Below are 14,892 nucleotides of genomic sequence, written 5' to 3'. Positions count from 1 at the left end.
TCATCTCAATCCCGCACAGTAACGGCGACTCAAACCTCAGGGAGAGAACCGTGACAACCCATGAAAAATTAATCGCCCTGCTCGACCAGCACCAGGCGCGCTATCGCCTGATGGAGCATGAGGCGACCGGTAAATGTGAAGCCGTCGCGGCAATACGCGGCACCGAAATCGGTCAGGGCGCGAAAGCGCTGGTCTGCCATGTAAAAGGCAACGGCGTTAAACAGCATGTGCTGGCGGTGTTACCGGCCGATCGGCAGGCCGATCTGGGCAAAGTCGCCGCGGCGGTCGGTGGACGACGCGCCTCACTCGCCAGCCCGGCGGAGACCGATCTGCTGACCGGCTGCGTATTCGGAGCGATCCCGCCGTTCAGCTTTCATCCCGACCTCCGACTGATTGTGGACCCCGCGCTGTTTGAACGTTATCCGGAGATCGCATTTAACGCCGGTCTGCTGGAGCGCTCGGTGATCCTGAACACCGAAGACTACCGGGCGCTGTGCAAGGCTGACGTGATAGAGATAACGCAGTAATTGCCATCCCGGCAGCCCGGCGATACTCTGCATAATCACTCATCACGACAGAATAAGAGCAAAATCATGAACATTTTCACTCAACGCCTGCGTCAGACGCTGGCTGTGGCGGTTATGGCAGGCTGCACGTTTGCAGCTCAGGCGAAAATCGAACAGGTGCGTTTTGCAGTCGATCCGACCTATCCGCCGTTTGAATCGAAAACCCCGCAGGGTAAGCTGGTCGGCTTTGATATCGATCTGGGTAATGCGCTCTGCACGCAGATGCAGGCGAAATGTGTCTGGGTTGAAAGCCAGTTTGACGGCATGATCCCGGCGCTGAAAGCACGTAAGTTTGATGCCATTCTGTCTGACATGGGCATTACCGAAGAGCGCCTGAAGCAGATCGACTTTACCGTGCCGCTGTATGACACCCACACCCAGCTGATTGCGCGTAAAGGCGCCGGCATCCTGCCCACCGTCGAGTCTCTGAAAGGTAAAACGGTTGGCGTGGAACAGGGAACGGTTCAGGAGCGTTATGCGCTGGCGAAATGGCAGCCCTATGGTGTGACCGTGGTGCCTTATGGCGATCAGGCACAGGTTGAAAGCGATCTGGTTTCAGGCCGACTGGATGCCGTCTTTACCGACGCGGCACAGGCGGCGATTGGCTTCCTGAAGCATCCGCAGGGCAAAGATTTTGAACTGGCTGGCCCGATTATTCAGGATCCGATTATCGGCCCCGGCACGGCCATTGGCCTGCGCAAAGGCGATACCGAGCTGAAAACCGCGCTGGATAACGCCTTTGCGGATATCAAAAAGAACGGCACCTTTGACCAGATTCAGAAGCGCTACTTCGCCACCGATATCTCTATCCAGCAGTAACCTCGCGGTCGCCCTTTTTCGTCCTCACCGCGATCCGGCACTATACTCTAACTTTTTCGGGACGGCGCGCTGTCGTCCTTTGCCGATTAAAGGACATTAACACGGTATGCATCAACAACATCATCCACTGTTAAGCGCCTCTTTAGGCACCCAGCGTGAAATCATCAGTTTCCATTTTGCTGAGGACAATGAACGTCAGGTTTATATCCAGGCTGCGCTGCATGGCGACGAACTGCCCGGTATGGCGGTGGCCTGGTATTTGAAGCAGCGGCTGCAGGCGCTGGAGTCCGCCGGACAGCTTAAAGCTGCCTTTACCCTGGTCCCGGTAGCTAATCCGCTGGCACTGGGACAGCACTGGCACGGCACCCATCTGGGCCGCTTTCATACCCTCTCCGGTCAGGACTTCAACCGCCGTTTCCCCTCACTGGGCAATACTCTGGCGGCCGGGCTGGCTGAGAGTCTGACCCAGAGTGAATCACAGAACAGGAACCTTATTCGCGATGCGATTGATCGTCATTATCGCGATACCGTGCCAAAGACCGAGCTGGATGCGCAGCGCTATACGCTGATGCGGATGGCCAGTCAGGCCGATCTGATGATTGACCTGCACTGTGACTGGGAAGCCGTGCCGCATCTCTACACCACGCCGCATGCCTGGCCGGACATTGAGCCGCTGGCGCGCTGGCTGGGCAGTGAAGTGCAGTTGCTGGCGCAGATCTCTGGCGGTGAGCCGTTTGATGAAGCCTGCTGCGAACCCTGGCTGACGCTGGCAGAACGGTTTGGCAAAGATTACCCGATGCCACGTGGCTTACTGCCGGTGACGCTGGAGTTGCGTGGCGTCCGTGATGTGTCGCCTGAACAGGCGGAGAAAGATGCAGATGCAATTATTTCAGCACTGCAGGAAGGCGGTTATATCGGCTACAGCGAACCGTCAATTTCTGTGGAAGTGGCCGCGCCCGTTATCGGTGGTGATGAACTGGTTCCTGCCAACGCGGGCGGTGATGATGTTGTGGCGATCAATGACGGGCCGATTGGCTTAACCGTGCCTGACGTGGCTGAAGCACCAGGAGAAGCAGGTGTCATTAAAGAACGTCACAGCGAGGGAATGGCGACGGCCTCCCCTGCCCTGAAAAATCCTGCTACGCCGCTATCAGGCTGTGAATACATTCATTCGCCGGTGTCAGGGCTGATCCTGCACCGCAAACCGCTCGGTGCGCAGATTCGCCCGGGAGAAGTAGTGGCTGAGATTATTGATCCGCTTACGGACCACATCACCCCTCTGGTGGCGGAGTATGGCGGTATTCTCTATGCGAGACACTGGGTAAGGTTTGCGACGGCAGGCATGCTGGTTGTGCGGCTGGCGGGAGAGCGGGAGATTCGGAGCGGGGATTTGCTGGTAGGGTAAAAAATACTGCCCGCAGCAATAGCGGGCAATAATTTTTAAGCAACACAGAGATCAATGTTATTTACGAAATATATACTGGAAAATGCCTTGTCAGACTAAAGTATCAACAATGCTGCTCATGAACAATCCGAGAACCCTTAAATCATTACTCCCTGATTCGGAAGGTGATATAGCATCAACAACTTCAAATGAAACTATCGTAGTATCTTTCTTATCAACGGTCAGGTCTAAATATTCATTACCCCCTGTGGAAGTGAATTTTTTAATATATGAACGATTAGACAATTTAACATGAAATATGACTTTTTTAGGGTTCGATGCCGATGAAGAAAAAACCTGAAAATTGAGTCTCAACTCTCCACCCACCGTCGGCGGCAAAATAAGGTCAGCCCGATCGGTCGACCATGTGCCCCTCTCTTCGGGCTCATACCATCCATTACCCATCGCCCTGTATTGTTCTAATGAATTTGAAGAGAAACTTATAGGGTAAGTTATGAAGTTATTTTTCAAACGAACCACAGTGAAAAGCTCTCTTTGTGTAATGTCTAAATATCCTTCTTTTTTTAATCTATTAATCAGTGGTAGTAATTTAGAATGTCTTACATCAGGACAATTAAAGTCAGGATAAATCAGCTTTGTCTGGACTGGTGTATTTGACATCTTACAGGGCCAGACATGAGCTGACCACAGCATGTCAAAATTTGGAATAATGACTGCATGTACCTTCTCAAAACTCAGTAATCTTACAATATATTTAAGACTTGTGTCAGTCAATTCACCACGCAGTTTTAAAAAATCATCAGGCCAATAGCCCAAAGCTTGATGCACATTCTTATCACCTCCCAGGTTATAGCTTTTAACATTAAGAACGGAAGAGAGATAGTTTGTGAGAAAATCATTACCCCATGGCACAAAAGCTATCAATTCACCCGGACTGACCAGCGGTTTAAGTTTATTAACCACTTCCGTATCAACCTGACTGAATGCATTTTTATAATAACTTCCACCTGAAGAATGATTATCAAAAGAAGGTATATATAACAAAATAACCAAAAAAATTAAAACTGGAGAAGAAATGTGATTTTTACGTAATGAAAAGAGCAGAACAATTAAGCACCACATGGCGAAAAAGGTCAAAGCAATCCAACGATATGATGCTCTCATAACGTTAAATCCTGGTAAATGTTCAGATATCCAACCGGAACCGGTAGATAGTAAATGATAGCTATTGGGTATTATGGGCGACAGATCTGATTCACCAGAGGGCTTCAATACCATAAATTTTAAGGAGGGACCCAGAGAAAAATATAATGAAAAAACAAGAACAATAAAAAATAAAGTTAAAACCTTTTTATTTTCATTAACTTTTGATGTTATTAAAAGATAAAAACCTAAAATCAGCATAGGGAGTAAAAAAGTAGTACGCCATACTGAACTATCACCGTAATATTGTTTTTCAGTACGAAATACAGATAAATGCAGGTTATCCATCAACCATGAAATACCGAATGAGGGCGTAAACAGGAATGAAATATCGACTCCCCATGAACGGAAAAAAGAGAGTTGTTGAGGTTTATAACCTGTTTTACCAATAAACAAAGCATACAGGGCATAAGCGAATATGAGGGAGAAAGCGTGAATAGCGATTAACTTAATCGTTGACCCGGCACTTCTTTTATCGTTAACTATTAAAAAATATACTAAATAGAAAGAATTCAGTACTGCAAGCATGACAAAAGTATATCCATCCATAAAGATAGAGATAGTGTATGAAGTGGTACACATCAAAAGTGAAAGAGTAAAATATTTAAATTCAGTGTGACGCTCACATAGATTAACGGCGTTTAAAAACGTAAGAAAATAAAACGGAAGTAACGCCACGCCTAAAGTGAGCATGGAATAATTTGCATGCTGAACCACCACAGGTGTAACGAGCCATAATAATGAAAGCAGAATTGAACTGTATCGATCAACCTTAAAATACCGACTTATTTTATAAGCAGAGGTAAAAGACAGAATTAAATAAAGACAAAAAACAACAATATAACTATTAGCAGGAGAAAACCCTAATCGTATCAGAATACTCATAGGATAAACCGCTGAAAGGCCGAATGATATATTAGCGCCGAAAGGATAGCCAAAGTTTGATGCATGGACAGTAAATAAAGATCCATTGGCTAAAGACTGTGCGAAGCCTACAGCCCAAAATGCCTGGCCGAGAGTTGGAAGTTTAAAGAATGGTAAAAGGTTATTTGCGAAAAGTGAAAACAAAGCAGCACTGATTGCAAAGATTACAAACAGGCTTTTATTGAATTTTTTTTGATTTACGTTCACCATCAATCAACCTTTGGATAGAAAAAGAAAAAAGGAAGAAAATCAGGTCACCAATCACTGTGACTAAGCGTATTAAAATAGCAACATTAAAAACTATTGATTGATCCCTGAATAGTGGAAAGAGAAGAAGGATAAGGATACTCTCCCTCACACCTAACCCTGCCGGAGAGCCAGGCATCACAAACCCAGCTAACCATGCGGCGACAAAACTGCTGATAACAAATAAATATGTAGATATATTATTATTTATAGTAACTGACGAACTCATCAGAAGTAAAAATAACACACCTGAGATAAACATAAATAAAGAATAATTCAAAAAACTGATTAAGAAGCAAAACCCGAAATGATGTAGGATTAGGGATATAATGAAAAAAATCAGTACAAAAGATAAAACTGAGAGAAGAAAACTCAGCCCGGAAAAGTGGTAAACACCGACATAAATACTGAATGGCAAGGCTGACAGCAATAACACTATGACTTCAAAAAATTGTGACTTTGCTACAACAGCAGAGTTAAGGTCATATCTTACGGCAAGCACCTGCTTTCCAGCGAACTGAAAAATGTTTCCAGGAATATATTTAGCAATTTGAGAAACACCAAAGATTGTCGTTGCCATTTTAATCGAAACTAACTCATCTAAACCTTTTAGAATCGATCTCCACCCTGCTGCCAGAAGATAATTATTTATCGCATAGACCAAACATGCCAGAGTGAAGATAATACTATGATCAGTAATAAATCCTTTAAGATTAATTAAACCTTGCAAGCTATAGAATTTATAAATTAAAAATACCGCACTAAGAATAACCAATATATAGGAAACATAATTGATTAGTCTTTTTAAAATCAGAATTATTTTTTTACTCGGCACAGTAACATCGTCCATGGCGTTGGTGAACTTACTGACAGAACCTCAAAATAATCAGAGACTATATTTATAAATCTACTGCGTGACCAGTGATTTAAATGACCTGGTGTATTGCCTAAATCTGAGATGTACTTAAATCTGACCAGGTTTAAAATTCGCCAAAGTGGTTCTGAAGGCACGCTCAAGATTACATACTCCTGGGTGACTTCCTTCAGTTTTTCAAGACCTGCAACTGGATTCTCAAGATGCTCCAGAACCTCACAGCATACAATTAACTTAGAAGCGTCTGAATCAGCTTTTAGATCGTATATACTTTTAACTGAAAAAATATCAGCAGAAACGGCTTGCTCAGCAGCGTTTTCTTTCGCTAATGAAATAACCCCTGAGGAGAAGTCACTGCCACGCGTTTCGAAGCCTTTTTTAGCATATTTTAAAACCCAGTATCCTTCACCACAGCCTATTTCATGAAATTCTTTTACACCAGTCTGACTGATATAGTGGTCTAAAGACTGATCAAAACCTCGCATGAGATATTTTACAATAGGGTTAGTTGAGCCATATTTATCATATGCATTACCAAAAACAATGCCGTCCTCTTTCTTGCCAGATGAAAAAGCCATATTATTTACTATCTCTCTCTGTGATTAATTTTGCGACTTTTTCTCGAACATCTTCGATAAGTTTCCTGTTAGCAGAAAGCAGATCTGCCAGAAATGCTACCAGAATAGTTTGAAAACCCATCATCATCAAAACAGCTGAAAGAATAAGGGATTGTATGTGTCCATCTCCATCGCCCTTTAAAAACAGGAACAGGAAACGACCAGAGATTAGCATGCCTGTAAACAAGAGAAAAAAACCGATACTCATGAAAAATCTAAACGGACGATAAATTACATAGATTCGTATTATTGTAAAAATACTTCGCTGAATATATGACGGAATACTTTTGACCAGTCTGGAAGGACGAAGATCGTCATTAACTCTTACCGGAACGGAAGTGATAGAGATGTTTTTCTGTCCCGCCTGAATGATCGTTTCGAGCGTATAGGTATATTCACTGAACACCATCAGCTTTTGTGCAGCACTGCGACTAATTGCGCGGAAACCACTAGGGGCATCAGGTATTGTTGTTTTACTCGCGCTTCTTACTACGTAGCTTCCTATCTTTTGTAAAAGCTTTTTAGCTAGCGAGAAGTGTTCAATGGTATGAATAGGTCTTGCGCCTATCACAATATCGGCCTGATTACTCAACACCGGCGCCACCAGGGCAGGAATATCATCAGCATTGTATTGATTATCTGCATCGGTATTTACAATGACATCAGCTCCAAATGTAATGCACGCTTCGATACCAGTGATAAAAGCTTTTGCCAATCCTTTGTTACCCGTGTGCTTTATAATATGATCAACACCACAGGCCTTTGCCACTTCACAGGTTGAGTCAGTACTTCCGTCATCAATAATCAACCACTCGACTTTACTGAAACCGTCTACATGCTTTGGTAAAGCTGCCAGAGCAATGGACAATGTTTCAGCCTCGTTATAACACGGTATTTGAATAATTAGCTTCACACTTAAAACACCTTATAATATTCATAATAAAAATAAAATGCCCTGATAACAGGTTTGAAAAATCTCAACCTGATACAGGGCAAAGAATTTAAATATTCATCGATGTATCAAATGAATCATACTTTTTTCGGAACCAATAAGTTTAATAAGTCCTGAGCAGACTCATCCCACGTTTTCCATTTAAGTTTAGATGACTGAGGTTGAGTATTCTGCTGTTTCAGGGAAAGCCATTCTGAAATCGTCGAACTGAGCGACGATACATCTTCGCTCTTGAAATAAAGAGCATGTTCCTGAGCAACTTCTTTGAACACTTTGATATCACTTGCGATAATATCCAAATTATTTTGTGAAGCTTCAATAAGTGGCAAACCAAACCCTTCTGCAGTACTGGCCGCAATAAGACATTGCGATTCCTGATAAAGCTGTTGTAAAAACTCATCTGAGGCATTGTTCACCCAGAAAAGTTTCTTATTTCGTTCAGGATGGTTTTTGAGTTGTTGAACTAACTTATCCACTCCCCAACCTTCTTTTCCAACAATAACTAAAACAGCATCACTGCCTTCCAGCCATAATTTATCAAATGCCTGAAGTGCTAACGAATGGTTCTTGCGAGGTTCTAATGTTCCTACCATTAAGAAAGCGGGCGAATCATGAACAATTTTAAGAATATTTTTATCTTCTTCTGTAATCCCAGCACTTGGTTTTGAATTATTGATATCAGCACCCAGATGGAACCATTTTACTTCTGGTATAACGTTACCTTGGTAGTCCTGTTGCAACCACTCCTCTACTTCATCCGCTACAGCTTTAGAAATACAAATCAGGGATTCACTATTTGCCGCCACGTTAAGCCATCGTGAATGATCTTTTGCAGCATCAAACGGACTTACAAAATAATGAGAATGAAGAAGAGGAATTAAGTCATAAACGACAAAATTGATTTTCACTCCCAGTGCACGCATTTTTCTGAGCGTTCTCTCCTGCCTTACCGTAATGTGAGGCTGAAGATCAAGACCTACGAAAATATCGCCATTAACAAAATCAACTGGTTCATCGAGAAGGTGTATATCTTCAATGCCAAGGAATTTTGTGGTAAATGATCGAGCAAAATAGTAACCATCGCGATCGTGACTGGCATAAACGGGTTCTACACGATAGCCTTCAGGCGGATTTTCCAGCCATTGCATTAGTATGCTTCTGACAACACGCTGTATACCGGATTTTGCATCACGCTGAACTAATTCTGAAATATCGACTAATAACTTAGGATAAATTACTGCTGCAGACTTATTGTAAGCCGTTGCGGCAGCAAGCGCATCTACGTCCTGCTCAGAATAATCGCCTTCAATCTGGAAGAGCGAACCTAAAGTTTCACCGACAACATTATTTTTTGGAAGATAAAATTCCTCAATAGCCTTTGAATATTGCTCTGCGCATCGCCATAAAGAGTGTTTAGTTGAAATTTCCTCTATTGCTTTGTTTGCAAGTTGTTGCCTCAATACTTCAGAGTTGAAAAGTGATTCCAAGGCTTCAACCAGAGATTCATCCTCGAACTTATCATCCAGCATAATTACGCTATCAGGATTAATATCCGCCATAGTGCCATTAGCATTGATTATAGTAGGTAAACCATAACTCATGCAGTCAAGAACAGCGCCTGAAGTCTCGCCTCGGGATAGCGAACGAAGCTGAACAGCAATGTCAGCAGCCTGCAGATAATCTTTAAAGGTATCGAGATCAGTCCACCCAGTAATCTGAATCCGGTTTGTTGCTTTCAAGCTCGAAATACGACGTGAAATTTTCTTCGAAAATTCCCCATCATGCATTTCACCTACGAAGAATATATAGCATTCTTTGGATTCAAATAAAGAGCTTTCAGAAAACGCATCAATTAATCTGTCATTCATTTTAGATTCGCCAAGGAACCCAAAGCTGCAAATTATAAAGGCATCATCGCTAATTGAAAGTTTCTTCCTGGCAAGCGATTTATCATTAATCAATGGCAATTCACGCAGATGTGGTATGACACTCCATAAGTCTGGATTAACTTTTCCATACCATTGCCTGGCCAATCGAACTGAATTCTCAGAGTGGACAATAACGCCCTGTGATAAAGATAATGCAGAATAGCTACAAGGATAACGCCATACAACGTCTGCACTATTGTTTTCTAGAAATTTTTCTTTTAATGCTTTATATCCATGGCCAATTAGTAATTCGCGTGTCCACACACCAGGATGAGTATTAAAGACATCCATGTGTTGTACAACACCAGAGATATAGAAATCATGCAAAACTACTACACCCGGGATTCTTTCCAGCAATGGAAACATGTAGTCATGATGCTCAGAGTTGCCAAACTGGTACACAACTCGATCATATTTATCGGAGTTGCCCAAAAGATATTGTGTGTTTCTTATCTTACTATAGGATTCGGCAACTTTATCAACTGGCACATTATCTTTAATAATAATGTCAATATCATAGTATCTTGCAAGCTCAGGTAATAATACGGCTGAATAGTTAGCTATCCCCGACTTTGCAGGCTGAACAGGTGTAACATAGGCTAATTTCTTACGCTGATGAAAATATGAATTAGCAGGCATTGAAGATTTTTGTTTATATAGTTCATTGAGTGCATCATATGTTTTACTAGCCGTGAGTGCCCACGAGAATTTTGACTGCTGAATGTCGGCATGCGAAATGAGTCGCTTTCTGTACTCATGATCTGTCAGACCCTTTTCCAGTGTATCTATAAATGTCTGCTCATCTTTAGGATCAAACATTGCTTCATTGAGTCCAATGACTTCAGGCAAGCTGGTCAGCTCTGAGCAGATGACCGGTGCACCACAACGCATTGCTTCCAATACGGGGAGACCAAATCCTTCATGGAAACTCGGAAAAACGAATAATGTGCACTGATTATATAAATCAACCAGTTCATTATCTGTAATAAATCCAGTTATTACAACTTCATTTTCGTTGAGTTGCGCTTCATTGATAAGTTTATTCAATACGTTGCGGCTGTCTTTATTGACTGAACAGACAATGACTAATTGATGATCACTTCTTACTTTATCATCAAGCTGAGAATATGCGCTAATCAGACCTTCAATGTTTTTGCGCTTATCAATACCACCAGTATACATCACATAAGGCTTAGTGATGTCGAACTTAGTAAGCACTTCCGGATTGACCACATCTAACTTTTTAAAATTATTATCCGCATCTGTTGATATGGTGATTATTTTATTTTCCGGGAAAGGCAGGTATTTAACTCCTTCTTTCCTTGAAGATTCGGAAATAGCTAACAAAATATCTGCACGTCTTAAATGGTCTATTTTTTTATAGTACCATTTTGACATCCCTGGATTTTCTAAATAATCTTTTGCAGCTATTAAAGGAATTAAGTCATATAGTACGACAGCAGTGAGATAACTTTTATTTTTATTTATAATACTTGTAACTGTGTCGTCTACAACCCCTTCAAAAAGGCTTGTGATTAATACAATATCGGGTACAATCTTTTCAATGAAGGCTTCTCTGGATAACTCAGCAACACTCTGGCGCCATTGATTTTCGTGATGTAATCCAGCAGTATGTTCTAAAGATGAAAAGATGAGAATATTTTCATCTTTAACTCTTCCTTTAAATATTTCCTGAATATTATTAATTGATTCAGGAAGACTGCCATTTAATAACAGGTATACTTCATCATCTCGACATAACTCCAGTAGTTTTAATGTTAATGACAGGGCATAACGCCCAATGCCACGATTACTGTTTGTTCCTTGTAATGATTGTAAGTCGATAATTAGACGCATTTAAATTACCTATTTTTTAATTTGGCTTTGATAACGTTCTTTATTTGATTAATTTTAACGCTATCTTTTGGCATTGTAATTTCATTAACAGAATTTTGAATCACACTTCGGATATATTTCTTTTTAAGATAGTTTTTCAGTGCAGGAAATCTGTTGACTATCTTCAATAAAGGAACTCTTATGGCTGGTTTCTGTATTAAAGTTGATGCTGTATTTTTTGTCACTCTGTAGGTGAGGTTTTTAACTCTGGCTAAAAAATGCCTGCTTTTATTTTTGACAGCATGAGCTTTGTTTCTAATACGATTCAGAATTCGCTTCGGTATAGTACCATACCTCCAAGTTCTGCTTGCATATACCAGATTTAGCTGCGTTTCAAACCGCTGTGAAGTTTCCCACCAGTGATGTGCGTGTCGGTTGAGTTCTGCAATCTGACTTTTTAAATCAGCGATTGTTGCTTGCGAAAGCTCCAGTTCTTCTGTAACTGAATCGATTTTCAGCAAAAGTTTGTTTTTTTGCTTCAAGTAGTTTTGTTGTTTTTTAATATCGTTATTTTTTAATTCTAGATCTTGTTCTTTCTCGGCAGCAGCTCCGGTAACAAGTGCCTTGAGCTTTAAGTTTTCGTCCAACAAGATTTGATATATTGCATCGGCTTCCTGTTTTTCAAGCATAAGATTTTCCAGTTCTTGCTTTTGAACCTGCTCTTTTTCATAAAGTGCATTAGCTTCGTTCACCGCTTTAACCATTCTAATGTAATGTTCATCCAGATCTGATTGTAGTTGATACTCTCTATGGGAAATAAAATCATCAAAAACATTAGGTGGGAATTTGAAATTTACATCTAGTTCTGAATGCTCATTGGCAACATAATAGCGATTGAGCCCATCTGAATAAACATGGTGATATTGGTTTTCAAGAAGCAGCTTTTCACATTCGTCATAATCTGAAATTTGTGTATTGGGTACCGTAGCTTCGATCAGTACAATCCACGGCCGATATTTACTCCAGTCATTGCCTTTAAGCACTGGATATTCAGCACCCTCAACGTCAACTTTAAGAAAATGAATATCAGAGACATTTTGCTCATCCAGGATTGCACTTAATGTATTAATGCTTACTTCAGACCAATAGCCCTCATACCCTTCCGATTCGTGTTTAGCTACTACGGCTCGGTCGAGTGTAGACCAACCTGGAATGTCGCATTGCCAAAGTTGCATAACACCTTTTTCGTTAGATACCGCTTTTGAGATGCTGACATCTCTTTCACGTAATAAATGGTATTTTTCGATAAACTTCTCTACCGGATCAATGTTGATTCCACTCCAACCCGCATCGTAAAATAGTTTAGTAACAGAGTCGATTATCGGGTCGTTAGCACCAACATCTACATAAAAACCCTGTTCAATATGCTTTAACGCTCTCCATAGCATAATATCTTCGTAATTCTGAGCGTATGAAACCTTAGTCATGTTTTTTAATCTCGATTTCTGGATCTAACCAGTTCACACCCTCAAAGTGTGGATGGCTCGCATTTACGACATTAAATACATAAGCAAGATCGCGCCATTCGTAATTATTGACTAAATGCGTGTCTGAACTGACTATCGCGGTCTGTATAGAATAACTTCCCGGTCCCATATTCATATCAAACTGGAACTCAAACTTATATACCTCTCCTGTTTTTGTATTAAAAACAGGTTTTTTCTTCAGCTGGGTATTCGTCCCATACATAACCTGGCCCAGACGGTCTTTGATGCCATATCCAACGACTAATTTTTCAATATCTTCTTTGACTAGTACATCAATAGTAAGTGTAACGGTCTCACCTACTTCGATGTATTCGACCTGCTCACCAGACTCATTGTAAATAGCAATATTATCTACAACGGCTTCACCGGTTCCTGAAATAGTTTGCACTTTACCTTGTTGGTTCATTACCTGCTCTATTTTCTGTTTTTGCTTGTCAGCTAATAGTGCATTGTAATAGTCCATAACCATTTCTGGTTCACCCTGCTTCTCGATTCTGCCTTTGTTAAGTAAAATCGCATGATCACAGATACTTTGAATGGCCTGTTTATCATGAGAAACAATCAGGAGCGTTGTGCCATGTTTTTTAAATTCTCTGATTTTTTCAAAGCTTTTGTGCTGGAAGTAGGTATCCCCAACGGATAAAGCTTCATCAACAATCAGAACATCGGGCCTGACACAGGTTGCCACGCTAAAGGCAAGACGCATTTGCATGCCACTCGAATAGACCCTCACCTGCTGATCAATATATTCACCGATCTCGGCAAACTCTTCAATTTCCGGCATCAGTTTATTAATGGTCTCAACAGTTAAACCCATTAACTGCCCTGCCATGTAAACATTCTGTCGACCTGTAAAGTCCGGGTGAAAACCCATGCCTAATTCAAGCAGAGCAGCTATTTTACCGTTAGTCGTTATCGCACCTTTAGTGGGTTTGGTGGTACCGGTTAGAATCTTGAGCAGAGTACTTTTACCTGCGCCATTCATACCGATGATACCGACGGCTTGTCCGCTGTCTATTTCAAAACTAATATCGTTGAGAACCCATCTAAGTTCGTGGTGCTCTTTTTTTACGGGAGATATCCATTCCAGAAAACGGCTCCAGCGGTTTGGATAGACTTTATAAGCTTTGCCGATTTTATTTACTTTTATTACCTGACTCATTAAAGTTCATCCACCATTTCGCCGACATGACGTCTGTATAAATACAATCCAACAAGATTAAAGAAAATCGCAACAAATACAGCCGAAATTAAATCATTCCAGACTGGCGGTATATGTTTTACTAAAATATTCTGACAACTCGACATTATGCCGCTCATCGGATTAATATTAATCAGAGCTCTATAACGTTCTGGTATTATTGTCACAGGATAAACGATTGGAGTAAGCCAGAACCAGAATTGCATGAATATTCCAAAAAAGTGCCCCACATCTCTGAAAAACACATTCAGAACACCAAGTGTTATACCAATACCCACAGCTAATAAAATAGTAATGATATAAACTGGTATCAATGTCAGGTAGACAAGACCGGGGAAGTTACCACTTATTATTAGAAAAAGAGTAAACAACCCAAATACGATCACAAAGTTTACTAATGCGTTACATACAATTGTTATCGGTAAGCAAACTCTGGGGAAGTTAATTTTCTTGAGTATATTTGCGTTTTCAATAAAGACATTTTGTGAGCGTGATGTTATTTCTGCGAAGAAACCCCACGTCAGCACACCCGCACATAAATAAATACTGTAAGCGTAAGTACTATCAACCCCTGGTAATTTAGCTCTCATTATTTCAGCGAAGATAACTGTATAAACAACTATCATCGCCAATGGATTAATAACATTCCACAGCGCACCTAATAAGGAGTTTTGATATTTAGACTGAAACTCTCGCTTCATATTTCCCAATATAAAGCTACGGTAGGTCCATAGCGTTTTACTAATATTGAATATCATCATAAATCCTGAAGAA

At 41.2% G+C, this 14,892-nt stretch carries 11 protein-coding genes; 3 read left to right on the top strand and 8 right to left on the bottom strand.

Annotated features, from left to right (window positions below; genetic code table 11):
* The first annotated feature begins 50 nt into the window (after nucleotides 1-50).
* The 3 genes from IV493_RS05670 to IV493_RS05660 all read left to right on the top strand — a co-directional run bounded on the left by IV493_RS05670 (nucleotide 51) and on the right by IV493_RS05660 (nucleotide 2,790).
* Nucleotides 51-527, top strand: a complete 477-nt coding sequence (locus IV493_RS05670; protein WP_095706916.1) for a YbaK/prolyl-tRNA synthetase associated domain-containing protein — start codon at nucleotides 51-53, stop codon at nucleotides 525-527.
* Between the two features lie 66 nt (nucleotides 528-593).
* Nucleotides 594-1,385: an ABC transporter substrate-binding protein gene (locus IV493_RS05665; protein WP_195857872.1), complete on the top strand. Its 792-nt coding sequence runs from the start codon at nucleotides 594-596 to the stop codon at nucleotides 1,383-1,385.
* A 106-nt stretch (nucleotides 1,386-1,491) separates the two neighbouring features.
* Entirely contained in the window at nucleotides 1,492-2,790 is a 1,299-nt protein-coding gene (locus IV493_RS05660; protein ID WP_195857871.1) for a succinylglutamate desuccinylase/aspartoacylase family protein, read from the top strand.
* Between the two features lie 90 nt (nucleotides 2,791-2,880).
* On the opposite strand, the gene IV493_RS05655 is transcribed toward IV493_RS05660, so the two are convergent.
* From IV493_RS05655 to IV493_RS05620, 8 genes are all read right to left on the bottom strand, one after another.
* Nucleotides 2,881-5,127: a hypothetical protein gene (locus IV493_RS05655; protein WP_195857870.1), complete on the bottom strand. Its 2,247-nt coding sequence runs from the start codon at nucleotides 5,125-5,127 to the stop codon at nucleotides 2,881-2,883.
* Nucleotides 5,096-6,013, bottom strand: coding sequence for a hypothetical protein (locus IV493_RS05650; protein WP_195857869.1), 918 nt, complete (start codon nucleotides 6,011-6,013; stop codon nucleotides 5,096-5,098). Before IV493_RS05650 ends, IV493_RS05655 begins: the two co-directional genes overlap by 32 nt.
* Nucleotides 5,980-6,615 (bottom strand): bifunctional 2-polyprenyl-6-hydroxyphenol methylase/3-demethylubiquinol 3-O-methyltransferase UbiG, encoded by a 636-nt coding sequence (locus tag IV493_RS05645; protein WP_195857868.1) that lies wholly within the window; start codon nucleotides 6,613-6,615, stop codon nucleotides 5,980-5,982. The genes IV493_RS05650 and IV493_RS05645 overlap by 34 nt, the downstream gene beginning before the upstream one ends.
* A gap of 1 nt (nucleotide 6,616) precedes the next feature.
* On the bottom strand, nucleotides 6,617-7,567 hold the full coding sequence (locus IV493_RS05640; RefSeq protein ID WP_195857867.1) for a glycosyltransferase family 2 protein: 951 nt from the start codon (nucleotides 7,565-7,567) through the stop codon (nucleotides 6,617-6,619).
* A gap of 116 nt (nucleotides 7,568-7,683) precedes the next feature.
* On the bottom strand, nucleotides 7,684-11,391 hold the full coding sequence (locus tag IV493_RS05635; RefSeq protein ID WP_195857866.1) for a glycosyltransferase: 3,708 nt from the start codon (nucleotides 11,389-11,391) through the stop codon (nucleotides 7,684-7,686).
* A 5-nt stretch (nucleotides 11,392-11,396) separates the two neighbouring features.
* Nucleotides 11,397-12,857, bottom strand: a complete 1,461-nt coding sequence (locus tag IV493_RS05630) for an FkbM family methyltransferase (protein WP_195857865.1) — start codon at nucleotides 12,855-12,857, stop codon at nucleotides 11,397-11,399.
* Nucleotides 12,850-14,079, bottom strand: coding sequence for an ABC transporter ATP-binding protein (locus tag IV493_RS05625; RefSeq protein WP_195857864.1), 1,230 nt, complete (start codon nucleotides 14,077-14,079; stop codon nucleotides 12,850-12,852). Before IV493_RS05625 ends, IV493_RS05630 begins: the two co-directional genes overlap by 8 nt.
* Nucleotides 14,079-14,879: an ABC transporter permease gene (locus IV493_RS05620; protein WP_370584663.1), complete on the bottom strand. Its 801-nt coding sequence runs from the start codon at nucleotides 14,877-14,879 to the stop codon at nucleotides 14,079-14,081. Before IV493_RS05620 ends, IV493_RS05625 begins: the two co-directional genes overlap by 1 nt.
* Nucleotides 14,880-14,892 lie beyond the last annotated feature (13 nt).

Source organism: Pantoea sp. SM3640 (assembly GCF_015654165.1).
Taxonomy (GTDB): domain Bacteria; phylum Pseudomonadota; class Gammaproteobacteria; order Enterobacterales; family Enterobacteriaceae; genus Pantoea; species Pantoea vagans.
The sequence above is the reverse complement of the archived record's forward strand: the minus strand, read 5'-3'. Positions and strand labels throughout refer to the sequence as shown.